Genomic DNA, 24653 nt, shown 5'->3' on the forward strand with positions numbered 1-24653 from the left:
GCACGTTTCAGCTCCGTCGCGGCACTGCAGCGCGAATCCCCGGCAGGCAGCCCCTACAATCCGACGATGCTGAAAATCGACACCCATGCGCACTTCCTGCCCCGCGACTGGCCCGACCTGGCCGCGAAGTACGGCGATTTGCGCTTCCCGGTGATCCACCACGGGGACGACGGCCGCCACCGCATCTACAAGGACGGCAAGTTCTTCCGCGAAATCTGGCCCAAGACTTGGGACCCGGAAGAACGTATCGCCGACTACGCGCGGTTCGGCGTGCAGGTGCAGGTCATCAGCACGGTGCCGGTCATGTTCAGCTACTGGGCCAAGCCGCACCATGCGCTCGAGTTGCACCAGGCGCTCAACGACCACACTGCCGCGGCCTGCCGCGCTTATCCCCGTCACTACGCCGGGATCGGCACCGTGCCGCTGCAATCGCCGCGCCTGGCCGTGCAGGAGTTGGAACGCTGCATGGACCAGCTCGGCCTGCAGGGCGTGCAGATCGGCAGCCACGTCAACGACTGGAACCTGGACGCGCCCGAGCTGTTCGAGTTCTTCCAGGCAGCCAGCGAACTCGGCGCCGCCATCCTCGTGCACCCCTGGGACATGATGGGCGCCGCGTCGATGCCGAAGTACTGGCTGCCCTGGCTGGTCGGCATGCCGGCCGAACAGTCGCGTGCGGCCTGCTGCCTGATCTTCGGCGGCGTGCTGGAACGCCTGCCGGAGCTCAAGGTGTGCTTCGCGCATGGCGGCGGCAGCTTTCCCTACACCATCGGCCGCATCGAACACGGCTTCAACATGCGCCCGGACCTGGTCGCAACGGACAATCCACGCAACCCGCGCGATTATCTCGGCCGCGTGTACTTCGACTCCTGGGTCGCCGACCCGCGTGCCCTGCACTACCTGCTGGACACCGTCGGCCACGACCGCGTGATGCTGGGCACCGACTACCCGTTCCCGCTGGGCGAGCAGGAGCCCGGCGCCGGCATCGCCGCGCTCGGCCTCGATGAGGCCCGGCAGGCGCGCCTGTACCACGGTACGGCGCTCGAATGGCTGGGCCTGCCCGCTTCCCGTTTTTCATGATCCCGTTTTCCGTCCCGGGGCTCCGCCACCGGCATCGTTCCGCCTGACCTGACTTTCCATGACCGACCCGCTGTCCCGCACCCACATCATCGCCCTGGACGCCGCCGACCCGCTGCGCGCGCTCCGCAACGAATTCCTGATCCCGCGCCACAAGCACAACGACCAGATCTACTTCTGCGGCAACTCGCTGGGCCTGCAGCCCCGAGGGGCGCGCGGGTACATCAACGAAGTGATGGACAAGTGGGCGAACGAAGCCGTCGAAGGCCACTTCACCGGCAACGCCCAATGGATGACCTACCACGAGCTGGTGCGCGAGCCGTTGGCGCGCCTGGTGGGCGCGCAGTCCGCGGAAGTGGTGGCGATGAACACGCTCACCGCCAACTTGCACCTGATGATGGTCAGCTTCTACCGGCCGACCGCCGCGCGGCCGGCGATCCTGATGGAGGCGGGTGCGTTCCCGTCCGACCGTCATGCCGTCGAATCCCAGATCCGCTTCCATGGTTTCGATCCAGCGACCGACCTGATCGAGATCACACCCGACCAGGCGGACGGCACCTTCTCGATGGCTGCCATCGAGCGTGCCATCACCGAACATGGCCCGCGCCTGGCGCTGGTGCTGTGGCCCGGCGTGCAATACCGCACCGGGCAGGCGTTTGATCTGGCGGAAATCGTCCGTTTGGGCCGGGCGCAGGGCGCCGTCGTCGGCTTCGACCTGGCGCACGCGGTCGGCAACCTGCCGCTGCAACTGCATGACAGCGGCGTCGATTTCGCGGTGTGGTGCCACTACAAGTACCTCAACTCCGGGCCCGGTGCGGTCGCCGGCTGTTTCGTGCACGAGCGGCATGCCAACACCGACCGTCCGCGCTTTGCCGGCTGGTGGGGCCACGAGAAGAACACCCGCTTCCGGATGGCGCCGGACTTCGTGCCGACGCCAGGCGCCGAGGGCTGGCAGTTGAGCAACCCGCCGATCCTCGGGCTGGCGCCGTTGCGCGCGTCGCTGGAATTGTTCGACAAGGCCGGCGGCATGGACGCGATCCGCACGAAGTCCCTCAAGCTCACCGGTCTGCTGGAAGCGCTGATCCAGGCGCGGCTGTCCGATGTCCTGCAGATCGTCACGCCCGCGGACCCCACCCGGCGCGGCGCGCAGCTGTCGTTGCGCGTGATCGGCGGGCGCGAACGCGGGCGCGAGCTGTTCGACTACCTGTTGTCGGTCGGTACCGTCGGCGACTGGCGCGAACCGGACGTGATCCGCATTTCCCCTGCTCCGTTGTACAACCGCTTCATGGACGTCCATCGCTTCATCGAGGAAGTCGAGACGTGGCGCGGCTTCTGATCAGATTCTGACGACCGGAGGCCGTCATTCCCGCGCAGGCGGGAACCCAGCGACTTTTGCTGTACGACGGACGCTTATGGAAAAGCAACCGGCAACCTACATCCTGGCGAACAGGCGCAATGGAACGCTCTACATCGGCGTCACCAGCAATCTCGTCGGACGTATCTGGCAACATCGGAATCACGCAGTACCAGGCTTCACTCATCGTCACGATGTCATATGTCTGGTGTGGTACGAGTTGCATGAAACGATGGACAGTGCGATCACGAGAGAAATGCGGCTCAAGAAATGGAAAAGGGCATGGAAGATCAGGCTCATCGAGGAATCCAACCCTTACTGGAACGATCTCTGGCCTGACATCATCGGCCAGAGCCAAGTCACTGGGTCCCCGCTTTCGCGGGGATGACGGATCAAGCCATTGGACAAGACTCACTCTCCGCGACACATCACCCTCATCGGTGCCGGCCTGGCCGGTGCACTGCTGGCCACGCTGATGGCGCGCGCGGGCTGGCGGGTCGACGTGCACGAGAAACGCGGCGATCCGCGGCTCAAGGGCTACGAAGGCGGCCGGTCCATCAACCTCGCCCTGGCCGAGCGCGGACGCCATGCGCTGCGGATGGCCGATGCCGACGGTGCGGTGATGCGCCAGGCGGTGATGATGCGCGGGCGCATGGTGCATGCGCTGGATGGCCGCCAGCAGCTTCAGCGCTACGGTCGCGACGACTCCGAGGTGATCTGGTCGATCCACCGCGGCGATCTCAACATCACGCTCCTCGATCTGGCCGAACAGGCGGGCGCGAACCTGCACTTCCACCATCGGCTCGAAAGCGTCGACTTCGATGCCTCCGTTGCGCGCTTCGTCGATGATCGCGATGGCCGCCGCATCGAGTCCGGGTTCTCCGCGCTCGTCGGTGCCGACGGCGCCGGCTCGTCCTTGCGTGCCGCCATGATGGCGCGCGAGGACCTGGGCGAACGCACCGAGTTCCTCGACCATGCCTACAAGGAACTGGAAATCCCGCCGGCGGCGGATGGCAGCTTCATCATGGAACCCAACGCGCTGCACATCTGGCCCCGCGGCCACTACATGTGCATCGCACTGCCCAACGACGAGCGCACCTTCACCGTCACCCTGTTCCTGCCGAACGAGGGCGACCCGAGCTTCGCCAGCGTGCGCACGGGCGCCGAGGCGAAGGCGCTGTTCCTGCGGGATTTTCCGGATGCCGTACCGTTGATCCCCGAACTGGAAGAGGACTGGGAAGCGAATCCGGTCGGCCTGCTCGCCACGCTTTACCTGGACCGTTGGCACCTGGGCGGCCAAGCCGTCCTCCTGGGCGATGCCGCGCACGCGATGGTGCCTTTCCACGGCCAAGGCATGAACTGCGCCTTCGAAGACTGCGTGTCGCTGGCCCGCCACCTGCAAGCCACCGAGGACCTGGCCGCCGCCTTCGCCGCCTTCGAAGCCGAACGCAAACCTGATGCACTCGCGATCCAGGAGATGGCGCTGGAGAACTACGTGGAGATGCGCGACAAGGTCGACGACAGCGGCTTCCTGCTGCAGCGCGAACTCGAGCTGGCCCTGCAGCAGCGCCACCCTGACCGCTTCGTGCCCCATTACACGATGGTCAGTTTCATGCGCATCCCCTACTCCGTCGCCCAGCATCGCAGCGAAGTGCAGCGCGCCTTGCTGGTGCGCCACACGACCGGTCGCGGGACGCTCGACCAGGTGGACTGGGCGGCCGTGGATGCGGACGTGGCGTCCACGCTCGCACCCCTGGTGGATGCGGCGCCGTGAGCGCCAGCTTCCTCTTCTACGACCTGGAAACCTTCGGCGCCGATCCGCGTCGCAGTCGCCTGGCCCAGTTCGCGGCGATCCGCACCACGCCCGCGCTGGACGTCATCGACGAACCGATCGGTTTTTTCGTGCAGCCCGCCGACGACCTGCTGCCGTCCCCGGTCGCCACGCTGATCACCGGCATCACCCCGCAACGCGCCTTGCGCGAGGGCGTCAACGAGGCGGAAGCCTTCGCCCGCATCGTTGACGAAATGGCGCGGCCCGAGACGTGCACGCTGGGATACAACAGCCTGCGCTTCGACGATGAATTCGTCCGCCATGGCCTCTTCCGCAATTTCCATGAGCCGTATGAGCGCGAGTGGCGTGGCGGCAATTCCCGATGGGACCTGCTCGACGTCATGCGGCTGATGCGCGCCCTGCGCCCGGACGGCATCACGTGGCCGCGGCGCGAAGATGGCGCCACGTCCTTCAAGCTGGAACACCTGGCACTGGCGAACCACGTGCGCGATGGCGACGCGCATGAGGCGTTGTCGGACGTCGTCGCCACCATCGGCCTGGCACGCCTGATGCGCCAAGCACAACCGCGCCTGTGGGACTACGCGCTGCAGCTGCGCGACAAGCGCTTCGCGGCACGTCTGCTGGACACCGTGGCGATGCAACCGGTCCTGCACGTTTCGCAACGCTACCCGGCCAGCCGCCTGTGTGCCGCACCGGTGCTGCCGCTGGCCCGCCACCCGCGCTTCGACAGCCGCGTGATCGTGTTCGACCTGGACAGCGACCCGGCGCCGTTGCTGACGATGTCGCCGACGGACATCGCCGACCGGCTCTACACGCCCGCTGCCGACCTGCCGGAGGGCGAACAGCGCATCCCGCTGAAGGAAGTCCACCTCAACAAGGCCCCCTCGCTGGTGGCGTGGGCGCACCTGCGCCCCGATGACCTGCAACGCATGCAGATCGATCCCGATCGCGTCGCACGCCACGCCGAAGCGCTTCGGCAGGCGGGGCCCGACCTGGCCGAGAAGGTGCGCCAGGTGTTCTCCGGCGCGCAGGAGTATCCGCCCGGCGACGTCGATGGCTCGCTGTACGACGGCTTCCTTGCCGATGCCGACAAGCGCCGCTTCACCGATGTGCGCACCACGCCGCCCGCATTGCTCGGTCAGCGGGACTTCGGCTTCCGCGACCCGCGCCTGCCCGAACTGCTGTTCCGCTATCGCGCCCGGAACTGGCCCGGGACGCTGGATGCCACCGAGCGCGCGCGCTGGGACGACTACCGGCGCACCCGTCTGCAGACCGACAGCGGACTGTCCGAGCTGAGCTTCTCGGCCTTCGACCAGGAACTCGCGGCATTGCGCACAAACCACGCAGGCGACGGCACGCGCCTAGCGTTGCTCGACCATCTGCAGCAGTGGCGCGACGACCTGGGCGGGACCCTCTGACGCCTCCCGGCGGGGATGCAGCCTTCATCGAGGACAGTCTTGTCGGCCATTTGACACCGGCATGACTACAATCGACGCATGGCCACCTATTTCTCCGACGCCAGCTTCAAGTTCCTGCGCGGGCTGGCGCGACACAACGACAAGACCTGGTTCAACACGCACAAGGCGAAGTACGAGGACCATGTCCGCCAACCGTTCCTGCGCCTGCTGACCGATCTCCAGCCCGACCTCGCCGAGGTCAGCCTGCATTTCCGGTCGGATCCCAAGACCGTCGGCGGTTCGCTGTTCCGCATCTATCGCGATGCGCGTTTCTCGAACGACAAATCGCCGTACAAGTCCTGGCAGGGCGCGCGCCTGTTCCACGAGCGCCACAAGCAGGTGCCCGCGCCCTCGTTCTACCTCCATCTGCAGCCGGGCGAGTGCTTCGTCGGTGCCGGCCTGTGGCATCCGGAGCCCGATACGCAGCGCCGCGTGCGTCAGTTCATCCTCGACAATCCCGGCAGCTGGAAAAAGGCCGCGCACGATGCGCCCTTCCGTCGCCGCTTCGAGTTCGAGGAAAGCGAGAAACTGGTGCGTCCTCCGCGCGGCTTTCCGGCCGACTTCGAGTTCATCGAGGACCTGAAGCACCGCAACTTCGTGTTCTGGCGTTCGCTCGATGGCGCGACGATGACGGGCCCGCGCCTGCGCCAGACCGTCGCCGGCGACCTCAAGGCACTGGGGCCGTTCGTGGACTACCTGTGTGCCGCGCTGGATCTGGAATTCTGAGCCGGAGGCCTTGTCGATGAAGAAATCGCTCGTGATCGGAGTGCTGCTCGCCGCGATCATCGGCTTGGCCGGCTATGTCGCTGCGGGGCCCTACCTGGCGATCCATGGCATCCGCACGGCCCTGGCCGAACAGGACACCGGCAGGCTGCAGAAGCACGTGGACTTCCCCGCGTTGCGCGTGAACCTGCGGGCGCAGGTGGAAGATGCGTTGGCGCGTCGCGCGGGCACCGACGTGGCCTCCAACCTGTTCGGCGCCGCTGCCCTGTCGATCGCCAACAGCCTGCTTGGCCGCGGCGTGGACACCCTGGTGACGCCGATGGGCATCGCCGCGATCCTGGAAGGCCGCGCAACGTGGAAACGCACGATCGGCGAGACGGTCGGCGGCGACACTTACGCCCCTGCGGTCCCGGCCGATCCGCTCAAGGAAGCGACGCACCGGTACGAATCCCTGTCCCGGTTCACGGCGACCATCCGTGATGCGGAGGGCGATCCCGTCGTGTTCGTGTTCACCCGCCAGGGCCTGCGCTGGCGGCTGACGGATATCCGGCTGCCGTTGTAAGACGGCCTCAGGCGCGGCCGCGCACCTGGAAATTCAAGAACAACAAACACCGGCAGTTCACCCTATCGGCGCGTTGCGACGCGCTCGACGTTTGCACACTCACGGTCGATCGGGGCGCGGATTCGCCACGCCGTGAGGTACATGACCGGCCGCCACGTGCTGGCGGGCGCTGTCGATGTTGTGCTGCGAGTCGTCGAAGAAGATGTCCGCGCCGAAGGCCTCCAGGAACGGACCCTTGTGGCGCCCGCCCAGGAACAGTGCTTCGTCCAGGCGCACGCCCCACTCGCGCAGCGTGCGGATCACCCGCTCGTGCGCAGGCGCCGACCGTGCCGTCACCAGCGCCGTGCGGATCGGCGAACGTTCGTCGGCCGGGAATACCTGCTGGAGTTGATGCAGCGCCGACAGGAAGTTGCGGAACGGACCGCCGGACAGCGGCTCACGCGCACGCGCCTGCTCGTGCTTGCCGAATGCCTCGACGCCCTGCTCGCGGGAGATGCGTTCGCTTTCGTCGCTGAAGATCACCGCGTCGCCGTCGAACGCGATCCGCAGCTGATGTTCGTGCCGCTGCTGCTGGGGTGCACTGGCCGGCAGGATGGTCGCGGCGGCGATGCCATGCTCCAGCGAACGGCGCACCGATTCCGGATTGGCCGACAGGAACAGATCGGTACCGAACGGCTTGACGTAGGGCCAGGTCGCCTCGCCTGCGGTGAAGGTGGCGCGCACGATGCCCAGGCCGTGGTGCTGGATGGAGTTGAAGATGCGCAGGCCGGTGTCGGCGGAATTGCGCGAAAGCAGGATCACCTCGACCCGCGGGGTGTCCTCCGGCGCGCCGGCATTGAGCGCCAGCAGTTTGCGCACCACCGGAAATGCGATGCCTGGCGCGAGGATGTCGTCCTCGTGCGCGCGCTGGTAGTCGCTGTACGCCTCCACGCCTTCGCGCTCGTAGAGCGCGTGGCTCTCTTCCAGGTCGAACAGCGCACGCGAGGTGACGGCAACGGTAAGCAAGCGGGGGGTGTTGTCGGCCATGCGCACAGTATCCGTCATCCCGGGCGCACGGCGCGAGACGCTAGCTGCCGGGCGCGACCGCGATGCGCAGTTGCGCGGGTGGTCCCCGGCGGTTGTCCGGCGTGACCGCACGCACCTCCACCACCAGGTCGATCGGCTGCTGTTGCGCAGGCGGCCCGTCCTGCCAGACGAAGACGAACTCGCTGCGGCGACCGTCGACACGACCCGCCACGGGCGTCCCGGGGAAAATGGACAGCCGGTCCTCGCCCCCGACCACGCGGAACTCGAAACCCAGGTCGCGCAACTTGTAGTCCGTGCCCCGCGGCCACTCCACGCTCACTGTCAGCAGGCCGCTGGTATCGCAGGAAGCGCGCCCGTTGATGCCGCGCGTCAGGCTGACCATCTCGAGCGCCGGTGCGCGCAAGGCGTCGCCCGCCTCCGCTGCGGGGGTGGCCGCGACGGTGAACGGCGTGGTGCCGGTGGACAGGTTGCAGGCCGCCGCATCGGCCATGACAAGACAGGCGCAGATCGCCAACGCGTATTTCAACTGCATCGGAACCCCTCCCCGGGTGGATGCGAACCGAACCGCTACGCGGCGCTGGATAGCACGCGTCGGGAGAGGCGGCAAGCCGCACTGCGGCGGAATCGCGTTGTCCCCGGGGACATTGCGACTCAGGTCATGAATTGCTCGCTGAGGATGCGCTCTTCGAGGTTGTGTTCGCGGTCGAACAACAACGTGACCATGCGGTCGCGCGATTCGCGGATGGTTACTTCGACCACGTCGCGCACCTCGTGCGAATCGGCCGTGGCGCTGACCGGTCGCTTGTACGGGTCGAGCACACGGAAACGGACTTCGGTGTCGGCCTTGAGGATGGCACCGCGCCAACGACGCGGGCGGAAGGGCGCGATCGGCGTCAGCGCGATGGTGTTCGAGCCCAGCGGCAGGATGGGACCATGCGCGGAGAAGTTGTACGCGGTACTGCCGGCCGGCGTGGCGGTCAGCACACCATCGCAGATCAGTTCGTCCAGCCGGGTCTCGCCATTGAGGTCGATGCGGATATGGGCGGCCTGGCGCGTCTGCCGGAGCAGCGAGACTTCGTTGTAGGCCAGCGACGACGTGGTGGTACCGGACTCGGTCAATGCCTGCATTTCCAGGGGACGCAGCTTGGCGGGCTCCGCCGCCGCGATCCGCTCGACCAGTCCATCTTCCCGATAGTGGTTCATCAGGAAGCCCACCGTGCCCAGCTTCATGCCGAACACGGGCTTGCCCAGCGCACCGTGCCGGTGCAGCGTCTGCAGCATGAAACCGTCACCGCCGAGCGCGCACAGCACATCGGCCTGGTCGGGCGCATGCGCACCATGCTCGGCCTGCAACGCGGCCAGCGCGTCCTGCGCCTCGGGCGTGGGACTGGCGAGGAAGGCGATGCGGGGTGTGGTCATCCGTGGCTCCATCATCAGGCCTGCACAGCGTACATAAAAAAGGCGGCCCGAAGGCCGCCCCGTGTCATCCCGCAGGCGATGCTCAGCCCTGCGATGCCAACTGCCCCAGCCGCTGCACGGCCACCGACGCGGTCGGGTAATCCAGCGTCTTCTGCGCGGCCAGCTCGTTGAGCATGTTCAACGTGAAGCGCAGGCCCGCATCGTCGCGACCCAGCCAGGCCTGGACCTTGGCGTCTGCATTGCCGCCGGGCAGCGACAGCACCTGGTTGGTCAGCGTGCGCTGGTGGGCGGCGAGTTCGTCGCGCAACACGCCACGCGCCACCGCATGCCAGCGACCGTCGACCTTGAGGGCTTCGATCTGGTCCTGCAGCCACGGCAGGTGCAGGGCTTCGCCCAGGCGGTAGTGGACCTTCGACACCTCGACCGGCTTGAGCTTGCGCGCGCGCGCCAGTTCGATGATGTCGCAGGACGGTTCCAGGTACGGCAGCGCCGCGATCTGGCCGGCGAGCGCGGGCGGCAGGCCCTTGTCCTTCCAGTCCTGCAGGCTGGCGTTGTACGCCGGGCGCAGGGAGTCCGGCAGGACGCCGTCGGCCGCACGGATCTCGTTGAAGCCGTCGTGGTAGCGCTCCACCGCGGTGGCGATCGCCGGGATCGGACCCTGGCGGGTCAGCAGCCAACGGGTGAAGTTGCGCTGCACCTGCCAGATGACCTGCAGTGCGTCGATCTGCACGGATTCGGGCACCTTGCCGTCCAGCGCGTCGATCTGGTTCCACAGCGCCCGCGCATCCAGCGTCTCGCGGGTGATGGTGAAGGCCTTGGCGACTTCCGCCGGCGAGCGGCCCGTGTCTTCCTGCATGCGCAGCAGGAAGGTGGCGCCCATGCGGTTGATGGTGGTGTTGGTGACCGCGGTGGCGATGATCTCGCGCTTCAGGCGGTGCTTCTCCATCTCCGAGGCGTACTTCTTCTGCAGAGGCTGCGGGAAGTAGCGCTGCAGCTCCTTGGACAGGTACGGATCCTCGGGGATGTCGGATTCCAGCAACTGCTGGAACGCGACCAGCTTGGAGTACGACAGCAACACCGACAGCTCGGGTCGCGTCAGGCCCTGACCGCGCGCCTTGCGCTCGGCCAGTTCGGCATCGGACGGCAGGAACTCGATCTGGCGGTCCAGCAGGCCCTGCGACTCCAGGGTCTGGATGAAGTGCTGCTTGGAGCCCAGGCGCGAGACGCTCATGCGTTCCATCAGGCTGATGGCCTGGTTCTGGCGGTAGTTGTCCCACAGCACCAGGTCGGCCACTTCGTCCGTCATGTCCGCCAGCAGCTTGTTGCGGGCATCCATCGAGAGCTTCTTCGCCTGCACCACGCCGTTGAGCAGGATCTTGATGTTCACCTCGTGGTCGGAGGTGTCCACGCCGGCGGAGTTGTCGATGAAGTCGGTGTTGAGCAGCACGCCATGCTGTGCGGCCTCGATGCGGCCGAGCTGGGTCAGGCCCAGGTTGCCGCCCTCGCCCACCACCTTGCAGCGCAGGTCGCGGCCGTCGACGCGCAGGCCGTTGTTGGCGCGGTCGCCGACGTCGGCGTGGGTCTCGCTCGCGGCCTTGACATAGGTGCCGATGCCGCCGTTCCACAGCAGGTCCACCGGCGACTTCAGGATGGCGCTCATCAGCTCGTTGGGCGTCATCGCCTTCACGCCGTCGGCGATGCTCAGCGCGGCACGTACTTCCGGCGTGATCTCGATCGACTTCGCACTCCGCGGATGGATGCCGCCCCCCTTGGAGATCAGCTTGGCGTCGTAGTCCGCCCAACTGGAACGCGGCACCTTGAACATGCGGTCGCGCTCCTTGAACGACTTCGCCGCGTCCGGGGTCGGATCCAGGAAGATGTGGCGGTGGTCGAACGCCGCGACAAGGCGGATGTGTTCCGACAGCAGCATGCCGTTGCCGAACACGTCGCCGGACATGTCGCCGATGCCCACGCAGGTGAAGTCCTGCGTCTGCGAGTCGCGGCCGAGCGCGCGGAAGTGGCGCTTCACGGACTCCCAGGCGCCGCGGGCGGTGATGCCCATGCCCTTGTGGTCGTAACCCACCGAACCGCCGGAAGCGAACGCATCGCCCATCCAGAAGCCGTGCGCGATGGCCAGGCCGTTGGCGATGTCGGAGAACGTGGCCGTGCCCTTGTCGGCCGCGACCACCAGGTACGGATCGTCCTGGTCGTGGCGCACCACGTCCACCGGCGGCACGATCTTGTTGCCGACGATGTTGTCGGTGATGTCCAGCAGGCCCTGGATGAACAGCTTGTAGCAGGCGATGCCTTCGGCCAGCACGGCATCGCGGTCGCCGCCCACCGGCGGGCGCTTGACGAAGAAGCCGCCCTTCGCGCCGACCGGCACGATGACGGTGTTCTTCACCATCTGCGCCTTCACCAGGCCGAGCACTTCGGTACGGAAATCTTCGCGACGGTCCGACCAGCGCAGGCCACCGCGGGCGACCGGGCCGAAGCGCAGGTGCACGCCTTCCACGCGCGGGCCGTAGACGAAGATCTCGCGGTACGGACGCGGCTTGGGCAGGTCGGGCACCTTCGCCGAATCGAACTTGAAACTGATCGTATGGGCGGGCTGGCCGTCCTTGCCGCGCTGGTAGAAGCTCGTGCGCAGGGTGGCTTCGATGGCGCCCATGAAGCCGCGCAGGATGCGGTCCTCGTCCAGGCTCGACACGCGATCCATCAGCTTCAGCAGCGACTGGTGCGCGGCCTCGATCTGCTGCTCGCGCTTGCCGCCACGGGCATCGACCAGGGCGGCCAGCGTCCTGGCAGCGGCTTCATCATCGCCCGCGAGCGACTTCAGTTGCGCAGCGAAGCGCTCCTGGCCCTCCTTGATCTGCGCCTTGCTCTCGCTGCCGGTCGCCGGATCGAAGCGCGCTTCGAACAGTTCCACCAGCAGGCGCGCCAACAGCGGATAGCGGTTGAGCGTTTCTTCCACGTAGCTCTGCGAGAACGGCACGCCGGTCTGCAGCAGGTACTTGCAGTAGCCGCGCAGCAGCGCGACCTGGCGCCAGGCCAGTCCAGCGCCCAGCACCAGCTTGTTGAAGCCGTCGTTCTCCGCATCGCCGCGCCAGATGCACGCGAACGCATCCTCGAATGCGGGCGCCAGGCGCTCGACGTCGAACGCGCCACTGGCCGGCTCGACTTCGAACTCCTGGATGTAGCGCGCACCCTGCGCGGTCTCGAGGCGGAACGGATGTTCCGAAATCACGCGCAGGCCCATGTTCTCCATCAGCGGCAACGCATCGGAGAGCGGGATGTCGGTTTCCTGGCGATACAGGTTCAGGCGCAGGCGGCCCTGGCCCGGCCGCTTGCGGCGCGACTCGTGCAGGCTCAGGCGTAGGTCGTCCTTGCCGGCCAGCGCGGCCAGGTGCTCGACATCACGGGCGGCGCCTTCCGGCGACACCACTTCGATATAGCCCGCCGGCAGCGCACGGCCGTAACCGCCGGCCAGCAGCAATCCCTTGGATTCGCCATGGCGCGCGATCAGGGTCTCGCGCAGGTCGTCCTGCCAGTTGCGCAACAGATGGGCGATGTCGCCTTCGAGCGATGCGGTGTCCACGTCGACCTGCTCACCGGCCTTCGGGCGGATGGTGAGGTGCAGCTGCGCCAGCGGCGACTCGCCGAGCAGCACGCTGCTGTCGACGTACTCCCCGCGCATCGCGTCCTTCAGCAGCGACTCGATGCGCAGGCGCACATCGGTGTTGAAACGTTCGCGCGGGATGTAGACCAGCGCCGAGTAGAACCGGCCATAGCGGTCGCGACGCAGGAACAACTTGCTGCGCACGCGCTCCTGCAGGCCCAGGATGCCCATCGAGGTGCGGAAAAGTTCTTCGTCGCTGGACTGGAACAGCTCTTCGCGCGGCAGGGTTTCCAGGATGTGGCGCAGCGCCTTGCCGCTGTGGCCGCTGGGCGAAAGGCCGGACTTCTGCATCACGTACTCGTGGCGCTCGCGCACCAGCGGGATCTCCCACGGGCGGCGGTTGTAGGCGCTGGAGGTGTACAGGCCGATGAAACGCTGCTCGGCGATCGGGTTGCCTTGCGCATCGAACTCCAGCACGCCGATGTAGTCCATGTTGCCCGGGCGGTGCACGGTGGAGCGGCGGTTGGTCTTGGTGAGGATCAGCGCGTCCACCGAACCGCCCTGCGGCAGGTAGTGCGCGGCCAGCGTCTTGATGTTGCGCGGCGGCGTGGTGTCGCCCTCGCGCAGCAGGCCCAGGCCGCTGTCCTCGACGGCGCCGAGGATGCCGGTGCCCTTCTCCACGCGGTACTCGCGGTAGCCGAAGAAGGTGAAATGGTCGGCGGCGGCCCAGCGCATGAACTCCTGCGCCTCGCGGCGACCGTCATCGTCCACCGGCATGCGCCGGGTCGCCAGGTCGTCGGCGAGCGCCAGCATCTTCTCGCGCATGGCGCTCCAGTCGCGGACGATCGCGCGCACTTCCTCCAGCACGGTGCGGATGCGCTTCTCGATCTGCGCCATCTCCTCGGCCGGCAGGCGGTCGATCTCGAGCAGCATCAGCGATTCGGGCTTGCCCTCGCCGACGGCGGAGACCTTGCCGGCCTTGTCGCGGGTGAAACGCACCAGCGGGTGGCCGAGCACGTGCACGCCGACGCTCATGTCGGCCAGCGCCATGCTCACCGAATCCACGAGGAACGGCATGTCCTCGTTGACGATCTGCAACACGGTGTGCGTCGACTCCCAGCCATGCGACTTCTGCGTGGCGTTGAACACGCGGACATTCGCGGTGCCCGGCTTGCGGGTACGCGCGAACGCGAGCATGTCGGTGGCGATGGCCGCCCAACCCTCCGCGCTATGGTGGGGGAACTCATCCTCCTCCATCCGCTTGTAGAACGCTTCGGTGAACGTCCGCGCTTCGGCCTGGGCCGCAGCGCCCGAAACGCGCTTGCGGATCACCTCGAGGATGGGGGACAGCGAGAACGCCTCGCTCGCCTTCGTCGCCACTGCCTTGCCCTTCGCGGCCTTCGCCGCCTGCACCGGTCGGGCCGCCACCTTCTTGGTGGGGGTCGCCTTCGGGGTCACCGACTTGGTGGCCTTGGAGGCTTCCGGTTTTGGCGTTTGTTTCGAGGCTTTTTTCGGGCTGCGTGCAGCGTTCATGCAGGGAGTGGCTCAACGATTGGTAGTCGAATGGTCATTGTATCCCCCGACACCATGACAAGACTTGCTGCGCGGCCACATAAGCATCGCTTGCAAACGCGTGCCGGATTTGTTTGGAACGCTTGCTCGGGATGGGTAGCGGATTGCCGTCGGAGGTGCACCCAGAACCATGCGGGAGCGCATGGACACCCGCGCACCCCGTCACGCCGCCATAACAAGGAGGCGTGCCTGCTTTGTGCACGGAAATGCCCTGAAATCAAGGCTGTGAAATTTGTAAACTGGACGGTATAGTCTAGTCCGCATGCGCCCTGCCCCCACCCTCTCCGCGCCCGACCAGCGTCGCTCCCGCGTCCACCAGGCCGTGCGCGAACTCATGGCCGAACAGGGCTTCCGCATCAGCATGGATGCGGTCGCGGCGCGCGCCGGTTGTTCGAAGCAGACGCTTTACGCCCACTTCGGCAGCAAGCAGGAACTGCTGCGCAGCGTGATCGCCGAGCACCAGGAACTGGCGACCGCGCAACTTTCGCCGACGGCGGAGGAGCCGCGCGAGGCGCTGCTGGCCTTTGCCGAGGAACACCTGCGCCACCTGTGCGACCCGTCGGTGGTCGCCGCCAGCCAGTTGCTGGCCGCAGAGGCGCACCAATTTCCCCAGGAAGCGCGCGACCTTTACCGCGACGCCTGCGATACTCTCGTGCAGCGCCTCGCCGCCTGGCTGCAACACGCCATGGACCAGGAATGGCTGAGGCATGACGACCCGCTCTACGCCGCGGAGTTGCTGCTCAGCATGATCGTCGGGATGGATTTCGAGCGACAACGCTTCGGCGTACCCCATCGTGCCGGCCGCCAGGCGCGCCAACGGTGGTCGGTGTTCGCGGTGGATACCTTCCTGCGTGCGTTCGCGCTTTCCCCCGACGACGAACCTGCTTCTCCGGGCCAGCCCTCTGGCCGTCGCATCCGCTCGTTGCGCCCCCTTCCCACGTCTTCAAGAAAAAGAAACGGAGCTTCCCCATGACGTCCCCCGTCCGTCCCCTTGTCCTGGCCAGCGCCCTGCTCGCGGTCCTGGCCGCCTGCAGCAAGCCCGAGCAGCAGCAGATGCCCCCGCCTGAAGTTGTGGTCGCGACCGCCACACCGCAGAACGTACCCCTGCAGCGCGATCTCGTCGGCCGTCTGTCGCCGTTCCGCAGTTCCGATGTGCGCGCCCGCGTGGCCGGCGTCGTGCAGAAGCGCGTGTACCAGGAAGGCAGCGACGTGAAGGAAGGCCAGGTACTGTTCCTGATCGACCCGGCGCCGCTGCAGGCGTCGTTGAGCGCGGCGCAGGCCAACCTCGCCTCGGCGCAGGCGACCTACGCCAATGCGAAGGTCTCCGCCGACCGTGCGCGCCAGTTGGCACCGCAGAAGTTCGTGTCCAAGTCCGACCTCGACAACGCCGAAGCCGCAGAGCGCAGCGCCGCTGCCGCCGTGCAGCAGGCGCGTGCCAACGTCGAGACCGCCCGCATCAACCTGGGCTACGCCAGCGTCACCGCGCCGATCTCCGGCCGCGCCGGCAAGCAGCAGGTCACCGAGGGCGCGCTGGTCGGCCAGGGCGATGCCACGCTGCTGACCACGATCGACCAGATCGATCCGCTGTACGCCAACTTCTCGATGAGCTCCAGCGAGCTGCAGGCCATCCAGCAGGCACAGGGCGAAGGCAAGGTCGAGCTGGCCGGCGCAGGCCAGCGCACGGTGCAGATCGTCCTCCCGAACGGCCAGGTCATCGACCAGACCGGCACGCTGGACTTCTCCGACACCGTGGTCGATCCGGCCACCGGCAGCGTTTCGCTGCGCGCCACCGTGCCCAACGCAGGCCGCACGCTGCTGCCGGGCACCTTCGTCACCCTGCGTGCGACGCTGGGCGAGCAGAAGGGCGCCTTCCTGATCCCGCAGGGCGCGGTCCAGCGCGACACCGTCAGCGCCTACGCGATGATCGTCGGCAAGGACGGCAACGTCGTCCGCAAGAACGTCGTCACCCAGCAGGCCGTGGGCGCGGACTGGCTGGTCACCGACGGCCTCGCCGCCGGCGACCAGGTGATCGTCGAGGGGCTGCAGAAGGTCAAGGAAGGCGCGCCCGCGAAGGGCATCACCGCCGAACAGGCCGCCGCCGCCAAGGCCGCGCAGGCCAAGCCGGCGCCCGCGCAAGGCAAGGCCGAGTAAGAAGGACCCTCCCCCATGCCCAAGTTCTTCATCAACCACCCGATCTTTGCCTGGGTCGTGTCGATCCTGATCTCGCTCGCCGGCGTGATCTCGATCCTCAACCTCGGCATCGAGTCCTATCCATCGATCGCACCGCCGCAGGTGACGGTCAGCGCGACCTATCCCGGCGCCAGCGCCGAAACCACCGAACGTTCGGTCACCCAGGTGATCGAGCAGCAGCTGACCGGCATCGACAACCTGCTGTACTTCAGCTCCAGCTCCAGTTCTGCCGGCCAGGCGTCGATCACCCTGACCTTCCAGACCGGCACCGACGCGGACATCGCCCAGGTGCAGGTGCAGAACAAGGTGTCCCTGGCCACGCCGCGGTTGCCCAGCGAAGTCACCGCGCAGGGCGTGGTGGTCGCGAAGGCCAACGCGGGCTTCCTGATGGTGGTGGGCCTGCAGTCCGACAACCCGAGCATCGACCGCAACCGCCTGAACGACATCGTCGCCTCGCGCGTGCTGGACCAGATCGCACGCGTGCCCGGCGTCGGCAGCACGCAGCACTTCGGTTCCGAGTACGCCATGAACCTGTGGCTGGACCCGGGCAAGCTGCAGGGCTTCAACCTGTCGGCCACCGAAGTGCTCACCGCCGTGCGTGCACAGAACGTGCAGTTCGCCGCCGGCTCGGTCGGTTCCGATCCCGCGCCCGAAGGCCAGGCCTTCACGGCGACCGTGTCCGCCGAGGGTCGTTTCACGTCGCCTGAGCAGTTCGAGCAGATCATCCTGCGTGCCAACAGCGACGGCTCCACCGTTCGCCTGAAGGACGTGGCGCGCGTCGAGTTCGGCGCCCAGAACTTCGGTTTCGACACGCAGTTCAACGGCAAGCCGGTCGGCGCGTTCGCCATCCAGCTGCTGCCGGGTGCCAACGCGCTGAACGTGGCCGAGGCCGTGCGCGCCAAGATGGACGAGCTGCAGCCCAGCTTCCCGCCGGGTGTCAGCTGGTTCTCCCCGTACGACACCACCACGTTCGTGAAGATCTCGATCGAGGAAGTGGTCAAGACGCTGATCGAGGCCGTGATCCTGGTGTTCCTGGTGATGCTGGTGTTCCTGCAGAACTTCCGCGCCACCATCATCCCCACCCTGGTCATCCCGGTCGCGCTGCTGGGCACGTTCTGGGGCCTCAGCGTCATCGGCTTCACCATCAACCAGCTGACGATGTTCGCGCTGGTGCTGGCCATCGGTATCGTGGTCGACGACGCGATCGTGGTGATCGAGAACGTCGAACGCATCATGGCGGAAGAGAAACTGCCGCCGCGCGAAGCGACCATCAAGGCGATGGGCCAGATCACCGGCGCCGTCATCGCGATCACCGTGGTGCTGGCGGCGGTGTTCATCCCGTCGGCCCTCCAGGGCGGCGCATCGGGCGAGATCTACAAGCAGTTCGCGCTGACCATCGCCATCTCGATGGCGTTCTCGGCCTTCCTGGCGCTGGGCTTCACGCCGGCGTTGTGCGCGACCTTCCTGAAGCAGCACGAGCACGACAGCCACGAGAAGAAGAACATCGTCTTCCGTACGTTCGAGAAGTACTACGGCAAGATCGAGAAGACCTATGTGGGCCACATCGGCTCGGCCATCAAGCATGCGCCGCGCTGGATGGTGGTGTTCGCCCTGCTGACGGTGCTGGCGGGCTTCCTGTTCACGCGCCTGCCCAGCAGCTTCGTGCCGGAAGAAGACCAGGGTTATGCGCTGGCCATCGTGCAGTTGCCGCCGGGCAACTCCCTGCAGAAGACCAAGCAGGTGTTCAACCAGGTCCGCGGCACGCTGCAGCAGATGGACGGCTTCGACGGCGTGATGGAGGTGGCCGGCTTCAGCTTCCTGGGCCGCGGCGAGAACGTCGGCATGGCGTTCATCCGGCTCAAGCCCTGGGACGAGCGCGACGTCACCGTGCCCGAGTTCATCCAGCAGGCCAACCAGCGCCTGTACGGCATCAAGGGCGCGCAGATCTTCGTGGTGAACCTGCCGACCATCCAGGGCCTGGGCCAGTTCGGCGGCTTCGACATGTGGCTGCAGGACCGCGCCGGCCTGGGCCAGGAAGCCCTGATGTCCGCGCGCAACCAGTTGCTGGGCGCGGCTTCGCAGGACCCGAGCCTGATGGCGGTCCGCCCGAACACGCTGGAAAACGCACCGCAGCTGCAATTGCACGTGGATCGCGTGCAGGCGCAGGCGATGGGGTTGTCGGTCAGCGACATCTACAACGGCATCCAGTTGATGCTCGCGCCGGTGTACGTGAACGACTTCTTCTATGAGGGCCGCATCAAGCGCGTGAACATGCGTGCCGACGCCGCTTACCGTACCGGCGCCGACTCGCTGGGCCGCATCTACACGCCCAGCAGCCAGCAGACCGATGCCTCCGGCGGTCGCGCGATGATCCCGCTGTCCAACGTGGTGCAGTCCAGCTGGGCGTCGGTGCCGCCGTCGCTGTCGCGCTACAACGGCTATTCGGCGGTGAACATCAACGGTTCCGCCGCGCCGGGCAGTTCGTCCGGCCAGTCGATGACCACGATGGAGCACATCGTCACCGACCAGCTGCCGCAGGGCTTCGGCTACGACTGGAGCGGCATGTCGTACCAGGAGATCCTGGCCGGCAACAGCGCCACGCTGCTGATGGTGCTGTCGATCGTGGTGGTGTTCCTCTGCCTCGCCGCGCTGTACGAAAGCTGGTCGATCCCGGTCGCCGTGCTGCTGGTCGTGCCGCTGGGTGCCCTGGGTGCGGTGCTCTTCACCATGCTGCGCCCGGGCCTGTCGAACGACCTCTTCTTCAAGATCGGCCTGATCACCATCATCGGCCTGGCGGCGAAGAACGCGATCCTGATCGTGGAGTTCGCGGTCATGGAGCGCAAGCAGGGCAAGACGCTGCGCGAAGCGGTGGTATCGGCGTCGCACCTGCGCTTCCGCCCCATCCTGATGACCTCGTTCGCCTTCATCATGGGCGTGCTGCCGATGGCGATCTCCACGGGCGCGGGCGCCAACGCACGCCACGCCATCGGCACCGGTGTCATCGGCGGCATGATGTTCGCTACCTTCCTCGGCCTGCTGCTGATCCCGGTGTTCTTCGTGTCGGTCCGGCGCATGCTGGGCGACAAGATGGACGAGCCGTCGAAGGAGTACCTGGAGGAACAGGGCAGACCCGCCTCCCGCTGATTCGACCTGTCCGCTGCGAGAAAGCCCCGGTTCTGCCGGGGCTTTTTCTTTGCATCGAGGGCGTCGTGAGCTTCCGGTTGTCCGCGATGATCCGCTTTCTGCGTGTCCGGCGGACGGCCCTGGTTGCATGCCTCATGAGGACGTTGGCGAAGCCGGTAAACGAACCGCACTTCTAGCCCGCGTCTCAAATCGTGATAATCCGGCGCTTCATGCTGTCGAACCGGGCCTCGCCCGTTCGTCGCCCTGACGACCTCCCTGACCTGCCGAAGACCTCCCCCATGACACGGAAAGACCCCAACGCACGGAAAAAGCCCTCTACCCCCCTGCGCATGACCCTCATGCTGTTGGCGGTGGTGATCGTCTTCGGCGGCGTGTTCGCTGCCAAGGCCATCATGAGCAAGGGCATGAACGCCTTCTTCGACACCATGCCCCAGCCCGCTTCCACGGTCACCGACTGGACGGCGAAGGAAGAGGAATGGGTCGACGCGCAGCAGGCCGTGGGCACGTTCGTGGCCATCAACGGCACCGACGTCACCACCGAAGCCGGCGGTGTGGTCCGCAGCCTGTCGATCGACGTGGGCAAGCCGGTCAAGGCCGGCACGGTGCTCGCCCAGCTCAACACGGCCAATGAACTGGCGGTGCTCAAATCGCTGGAAGCCTCGGCCAAGCTGGCCACCGTGCAGCGCGACCGCTGGCAGGCGCTCGCGCGCGACAAGCTGGTCTCGCAGGCCGAAGCCGAAGAGCGCGCCACGGTGGCCGCGACCTCGCTGGCCCAGGTGGAGGCGCAGCGTGCATTGATCGCGCAGAAGACGATCCGCGCACCGTTCGACGGCGTACTCGGCATCCGCCAGGTGAACCTCGGCCAGTTCATCAACCCGGGCGACCCCATCGTCAGCCTGCAGGCGCTGGACCCGATCTACCTCGACTTCACCCTGCCCGAGCGCCAGGTCGGCCAGGTGCTGCCGGGTACCGCCATCCGCGCGACCGTCGACGCGCTGCCGGGCCAGGTCTTCGAAGGCAAGGTGACCGCCGTCGAGCCGCAGGTCGATGCCGCTACCCGCAATTTCAAAGTGCAGGCCACGCTGGACAACGGCGAATACAACCTGCGCCCCGGCGCGTTCGCGCACGTCGGTTTCGACACCGGCGACAGCCGCAAGGTGGTGGTGGTGCCGCAGACGGCGATCAGCTTCAACCCGTACGGCAACGCGGTGTACGTGATCCAGGACGTGCAGCGCGCCGAAGGCGAGAAGGACGCGCAGGGCAAGCCGCTCACCGGCAAGAAGCTGGTCGTGCGCCAGCGCTTCGTGAAGACCGGCGCCACCCGCGGCGACCTGATCGCCATTACCGAAGGCCTGAAGCCGGGTGAGCGCGTGGCGACGACCGGCCTGCTCAAGTTGCGCAACGACGCCGAGGTGGTGGTGAACAACAAGGTGCAGCCGGTGACCGAGGCCCAGCCGAAGCCCGAGAACCGCTGACGGAGCGCCCGGCATGAAATTCACCGACATCTTCATCAACAAACCGGTGCTGGCGATCGTCGTCAGCCTGTTCATCCTGCTGTTCGGCCTGCGCTCGTTCACCGAATTGAACGTGCGCCAGTACCCCGAGCTGCGCAACGCCGTGGTCAACATCAGCACGGTCTACTACGGCGCCGACGCCGACCTGATCCAGGGCTTCATCACCACGCCGCTGGAGCGGGAAGTGGCGAGCGCGGAAGGCATCGAGTACCTCAGCTCGACCAGTTCGGCCGGCGTCAGCCAGATCCAGGCCTACATCCGCCTGGACCAGGACCCGAACGAGGCGCTCACCCAGATCGCCGCCAAGGTCAACAAGATGCGCGGCCAGCTGCCGCCGGAGTCCGAGGACCCGGTGATCGACCTGCAGCAGGGCCAGCAGATCGCGGCCATGTACGTCTCCTTCGCCAGCGAAACCCTGGACAACAACCAGATCACCGACTACCTGACCCGCGTGGTCCAGCCCAAACTGGTCACCGTGTCGGGCGTGCAGCGTGCCGACATCCTCGGCGCCGGCACGTTCGCCATGCGCATCTGGCTGAAGCCGGACCGCATGACGGCCCTGCAGGTGACGGCCAGCGACGTATCCACGGCCTTGTCGTCCAACAATGTGCTGGCGGCGGTGGGTTCCACCAAGGGCCAGATGGTCGCCATCGACATGACGGCCCGCACCGACCTGCGCAATGCCGATGAGTTCCGCCAGCTGATCATCCGCGAGCAGAACGGCGCCATCGTCCGGCTCGGCGACGTGGCCGACGTGCAACTGGGCTCCGAGAGCTACGGCACGTCGGTCCGCATCAACGGCGAGGCGGCGACGTTCATGGGCATCTTCGTGTCGCCCGACGCCAACTCGCTGGACGTCATCAAGAACGTACGCACGCTGTGGGACAACGAGATCGTTCCGCAGCTGCCCGAAGGCATCAAGGCGACGATCCCGTACGACAGCACCGAACAGATCCAGGACGCCATCGACGAAGTCGTCAGCACGATCGTGGAAGCGGTGATCATCGTCATCGTGGTGATCTTCCTGTTCCTGGGTTCCCTGCGCAGCGTGCTGATCCCGGCGGTGACGGTGCCGCTGTCGCTGGTCGGCGCGCTGTTCCTGATGCTGCTGATGGGCTTCACCATCAACCTGCTGACCCTGCTGGCGATGGTGCTGGCGATCGGCATCGTGGTGGACGACGCGATCATCGTGCTGGAGAACATCCACCGCCACATCGAAGAAGGCATGTCGCCCTACGACGCGGCGATCAAGGGCGCGCGCGAGCTCGCCTGGCCGGTCGTGGCGATGACCACCACGCTGGTGGCGGTGTACCTGCCGATCGGCTTCCAGGGCGGCCTGACCGGCGTGCTGTTCACCGAGTTCGCCTTCACCCTGGCGGGCGCGGTACTGCTGTCCGGCGTGATCGCGCTGACGCTCAGCCCGATGATGTGCGCCAAGCTGCTCAAGCCGCATAGCGAAGGCGGCAAGGGCAAGCTGGAGAAGTGGCTGGACACGCGCTTCGACACGCTCAACGCCGGCTACCAGCGACGCCTGCACGGCACGCTGGAAACCAAATCGGTGATCGGCGTGCTCGGCCTGCTGGTGCTGGTGTCGTGCGTGTTCCTGTACATCACCGCACCGAAGGAACCCGCGCCGCTGGAAGACGAAGGCTTCATCTTCTCGGTCGCCAGCGCCGACCCCTACTCCACCTTGGACTACGTGGAGCGCTACACCGAGGAAGTCACCTCGATCGCCAAGGGCGTGCCGGAAGTGCAGGACTACTTCCTGTTCAACGGCGGCTTCGGCGGCAGCGGCGGTGGCGCCAGCCCGATGGCGATGGCCGGTTTCGTGCTGAAGCCGTGGAGCGAGCGCGACCGTTCGACCAATGCCGTGCTCCAGCAGGAGCTGCAACCGAAGATGAGCCAGGTCAGCGGCCTGAACATCTTCGCGCTGGTGCCCCCCTCACTCCCGAGCGCGGGCGGCGACGGTGGCGGCGGCGAATTCGTCATCGGCGGCGTGGGCGAACTGAGCCAGTTGGCCGAACTCGCCGACCAGATCCTGATGAAGGCGATGGAGAGCAAGCGCTTCATCTTCCTCGACAAGGACCTGAAGATCGACAAGCCGCGCATCGAGGTCAACATCGACCGCGACAAAGCGGCCGGCCTGGGCATCGACATGCGCACGCTGGCGGCCGACATGGCGGCGATGCTGTCCGGCGGTTACACGAACCGCTTTGCGATGCAGAACCGCTCGTACCTGGTGATCCCGCAGGTGCAGCGCAGCGATCGCCTCAACGCCAGCGACCTGGAGAACTACTACACGCGCACCCGCGACGGCGCACTGATCCCGCTGTCCACCATCGTGACGCTGAAGGAAAGCGCGCAGCCGCAATCGCTCAAGCGCTTCCAGCAGTTGAATGCGGTGGCGATCACCTTCATGCCGCGTCCCGGCGTGACCAAAGGCCAAGCCTTGGCCATCCTCGATCAGGCGGCCAAAGAGGTCCTGCCGCAGGGCTACTCGGTGGATTACGCAGGCGAATCGCGTCAGTTCAAGCAGGAAGGTGCGGCGATGCTGGTGACGCTGGGACTGGCGCTGATCGTGATCTTCCTGGTGCTGTCGGCGCAGTTCGAGAGCTTCCGCGATGCCTTGATCATGCTGTTGACGGTGCCGATGGCGATCAGCGGTGCGCTGTTGACGGTGAACGCGTTGGCATTGGTCCCGGGCATCATCCAGATGATCAACGCGATCTCGGGATCATCGCTTCCCGTTCCCGAGATGGCCGGCATGAGCATCAACATCTACACGCAGGTAGGCCTGGTGACGCTGGTCGGCGTGATCTCCAAGCACGGCATCCTGATCGTGGAATTCGCCAACAAGCTGCAGGTCGAGCGCGGGCTGTCCAAGCGCGAGGCCATCGAGGAAGCAGCGGCCATCCGCCTGCGCCCGGTGCTGATGACCACCGCGGCGCTGGTGTTCGCGATGATCCCGCTGCTGATCGCCAGCGGCCCGGGTGCGGCGTCGCGCTTCTCGATGGGCGTGGTGATCGCCTCGGGCATGACGATCGGTACGATGTTCACCCTGTTCGTGCTGCCGGCGTTCTACCTGTACCTGGCACGCGACCATGCGCACGACCGCGATCGCGAGCAGGCGCAGGACGCCGACGGAGCGCTGCCCGCGGAGCCTGCAGGCGGACATTGATCCAACGATGTAGTGCAGAACCAAAAAGC

The 24653-nt window shown here is 66.6% G+C and carries 16 protein-coding genes; 12 read left to right on the top strand and 4 right to left on the bottom strand.

What is annotated here, in order from left to right; translation table 11 throughout:
* Positions 1 to 66: 66 nt before the first annotated feature.
* The 7 genes from ASD72_RS12805 to ASD72_RS12835 all read left to right on the top strand — a co-directional run bounded on the left by ASD72_RS12805 (position 67) and on the right by ASD72_RS12835 (position 6962).
* Complete coding sequence (locus ASD72_RS12805; RefSeq protein ID WP_056880343.1) at positions 67 to 1077, top strand: amidohydrolase family protein; 1011 nt, start codon at positions 67 to 69, stop codon at positions 1075 to 1077.
* 58 nt (positions 1078 to 1135) lie between these two features.
* Entirely contained in the window at positions 1136 to 2410 is a 1275-nt protein-coding gene (kynU, locus tag ASD72_RS12810) for a kynureninase (RefSeq protein ID WP_056880344.1), read from the top strand.
* A 76-nt stretch (positions 2411 to 2486) separates the two neighbouring features.
* Entirely contained in the window at positions 2487 to 2816 is a 330-nt protein-coding gene (locus ASD72_RS12815) for a GIY-YIG nuclease family protein (RefSeq protein ID WP_056880345.1), read from the top strand.
* Between the two features lie 12 nt (positions 2817 to 2828).
* A complete protein-coding gene (locus ASD72_RS12820; protein WP_056880346.1) occupies positions 2829 to 4202 on the top strand; it encodes an NAD(P)/FAD-dependent oxidoreductase in 1374 nt (457 codons plus the stop codon).
* Positions 4199 to 5638, top strand: coding sequence for an exodeoxyribonuclease I (gene sbcB, locus ASD72_RS12825; protein WP_056880347.1), 1440 nt, complete (start codon positions 4199 to 4201; stop codon positions 5636 to 5638). The genes ASD72_RS12820 and sbcB overlap by 4 nt, the downstream gene beginning before the upstream one ends.
* A 78-nt stretch (positions 5639 to 5716) precedes the next feature.
* A complete protein-coding gene (locus ASD72_RS12830) occupies positions 5717 to 6403 on the top strand; it encodes a DUF2461 domain-containing protein (RefSeq protein WP_056880348.1) in 687 nt (228 codons plus the stop codon).
* A gap of 16 nt (positions 6404 to 6419) precedes the next feature.
* Entirely contained in the window at positions 6420 to 6962 is a 543-nt protein-coding gene (locus ASD72_RS12835; RefSeq protein WP_056880349.1) for a DUF2939 domain-containing protein, read from the top strand.
* 99 nt (positions 6963 to 7061) lie between these two features.
* Here ASD72_RS12835 and ASD72_RS12840 read toward each other — a convergent pair whose 3' ends face one another.
* The 4 genes from ASD72_RS12840 to ASD72_RS12855 form a co-directional block, all read right to left on the bottom strand.
* Positions 7062 to 7988, bottom strand: coding sequence for a 5'-nucleotidase (locus ASD72_RS12840; RefSeq protein ID WP_056880350.1), 927 nt, complete (start codon positions 7986 to 7988; stop codon positions 7062 to 7064).
* A 40-nt stretch (positions 7989 to 8028) separates the two neighbouring features.
* On the bottom strand, positions 8029 to 8520 hold the full coding sequence (locus tag ASD72_RS12845) for a hypothetical protein (RefSeq protein ID WP_056880351.1): 492 nt from the start codon (positions 8518 to 8520) through the stop codon (positions 8029 to 8031).
* Between the two features lie 119 nt (positions 8521 to 8639).
* Positions 8640 to 9407, bottom strand: a complete 768-nt coding sequence (locus tag ASD72_RS12850) for an NAD kinase (protein WP_056880352.1) — start codon at positions 9405 to 9407, stop codon at positions 8640 to 8642.
* A gap of 82 nt (positions 9408 to 9489) precedes the next feature.
* Positions 9490 to 14559 (bottom strand): NAD-glutamate dehydrogenase domain-containing protein, encoded by a 5070-nt coding sequence (locus ASD72_RS12855; RefSeq protein WP_081420325.1) that lies wholly within the window; start codon positions 14557 to 14559, stop codon positions 9490 to 9492.
* Positions 14560 to 14860: 301 nt separating this feature from the next.
* Between ASD72_RS12855 and ASD72_RS12860 the strand changes: the two genes are divergently transcribed.
* The 5 genes from ASD72_RS12860 (at position 14861) to ASD72_RS12880 (ending at position 24624) form a co-directional block, all read left to right on the top strand.
* Positions 14861 to 15571, top strand: a complete 711-nt coding sequence (locus tag ASD72_RS12860; protein ID WP_081420326.1) for a TetR/AcrR family transcriptional regulator — start codon at positions 14861 to 14863, stop codon at positions 15569 to 15571.
* On the top strand, positions 15568 to 16749 hold the full coding sequence (locus ASD72_RS12865; protein WP_056880353.1) for an efflux RND transporter periplasmic adaptor subunit: 1182 nt from the start codon (positions 15568 to 15570) through the stop codon (positions 16747 to 16749). The genes ASD72_RS12860 and ASD72_RS12865 overlap by 4 nt, the downstream gene beginning before the upstream one ends.
* 15 nt (positions 16750 to 16764) lie before the next feature.
* Positions 16765 to 19932, top strand: coding sequence for an efflux RND transporter permease subunit (locus ASD72_RS12870; protein WP_056880354.1), 3168 nt, complete (start codon positions 16765 to 16767; stop codon positions 19930 to 19932).
* A gap of 329 nt (positions 19933 to 20261) precedes the next feature.
* Positions 20262 to 21407 carry an efflux RND transporter periplasmic adaptor subunit gene (locus tag ASD72_RS12875; protein WP_235578010.1) on the top strand — a complete coding sequence of 382 codons (1146 nt, stop codon included), beginning with the start codon at positions 20262 to 20264 and terminating at the stop codon, positions 21405 to 21407.
* Positions 21408 to 21420: 13 nt separating this feature from the next.
* Entirely contained in the window at positions 21421 to 24624 is a 3204-nt protein-coding gene (locus tag ASD72_RS12880) for an efflux RND transporter permease subunit (protein ID WP_056880356.1), read from the top strand.
* Positions 24625 to 24653: the final 29 nt, after the last annotated feature.

The organism is Pseudoxanthomonas sp. Root630, from assembly GCF_001427585.1.
GTDB lineage: Bacteria > Pseudomonadota > Gammaproteobacteria > Xanthomonadales > Xanthomonadaceae > Pseudoxanthomonas_A.

Bases quoted from the DNA above. Each gene is read 5' to 3' on its own strand.
- ASD72_RS12840 (WP_056880350.1), bottom strand. From the start codon at position 7,988: ATGGCCGACAACACCCCCCGCTTGCTTACCGTTGCCGTCACCTCGCGT.
- ASD72_RS12855 (WP_081420325.1), bottom strand. From the start codon at position 14,559: ATGAACGCTGCACGCAGCCCGAAAAAAGCCTCGAAACAAACGCCAAAA.
- kynU (WP_056880344.1), top strand. From the start codon at position 1,136: ATGACCGACCCGCTGTCCCGCACCCACATCATCGCCCTGGACGCCGCC.
- ASD72_RS12815 (WP_056880345.1), top strand. From the start codon at position 2,487: ATGGAAAAGCAACCGGCAACCTACATCCTGGCGAACAGGCGCAATGGA.
- ASD72_RS12880 (WP_056880356.1), top strand. From the start codon at position 21,421: ATGAAATTCACCGACATCTTCATCAACAAACCGGTGCTGGCGATCGTC.
- ASD72_RS12850 (WP_056880352.1), bottom strand. From the start codon at position 9,407: ATGACCACACCCCGCATCGCCTTCCTCGCCAGTCCCACGCCCGAGGCG.
- ASD72_RS12835 (WP_056880349.1), top strand. From the start codon at position 6,420: ATGAAGAAATCGCTCGTGATCGGAGTGCTGCTCGCCGCGATCATCGGC.
- ASD72_RS12875 (WP_235578010.1), top strand. From the start codon at position 20,262: ATGACCCTCATGCTGTTGGCGGTGGTGATCGTCTTCGGCGGCGTGTTC.
- ASD72_RS12845 (WP_056880351.1), bottom strand. From the start codon at position 8,520: ATGCAGTTGAAATACGCGTTGGCGATCTGCGCCTGTCTTGTCATGGCC.
- ASD72_RS12865 (WP_056880353.1), top strand. From the start codon at position 15,568: ATGACGTCCCCCGTCCGTCCCCTTGTCCTGGCCAGCGCCCTGCTCGCG.
- ASD72_RS12830 (WP_056880348.1), top strand. From the start codon at position 5,717: ATGGCCACCTATTTCTCCGACGCCAGCTTCAAGTTCCTGCGCGGGCTG.
- ASD72_RS12805 (WP_056880343.1), top strand. From the start codon at position 67: ATGCTGAAAATCGACACCCATGCGCACTTCCTGCCCCGCGACTGGCCC.
- ASD72_RS12860 (WP_081420326.1), top strand. From the start codon at position 14,861: ATGCGCCCTGCCCCCACCCTCTCCGCGCCCGACCAGCGTCGCTCCCGC.
- ASD72_RS12870 (WP_056880354.1), top strand. From the start codon at position 16,765: ATGCCCAAGTTCTTCATCAACCACCCGATCTTTGCCTGGGTCGTGTCG.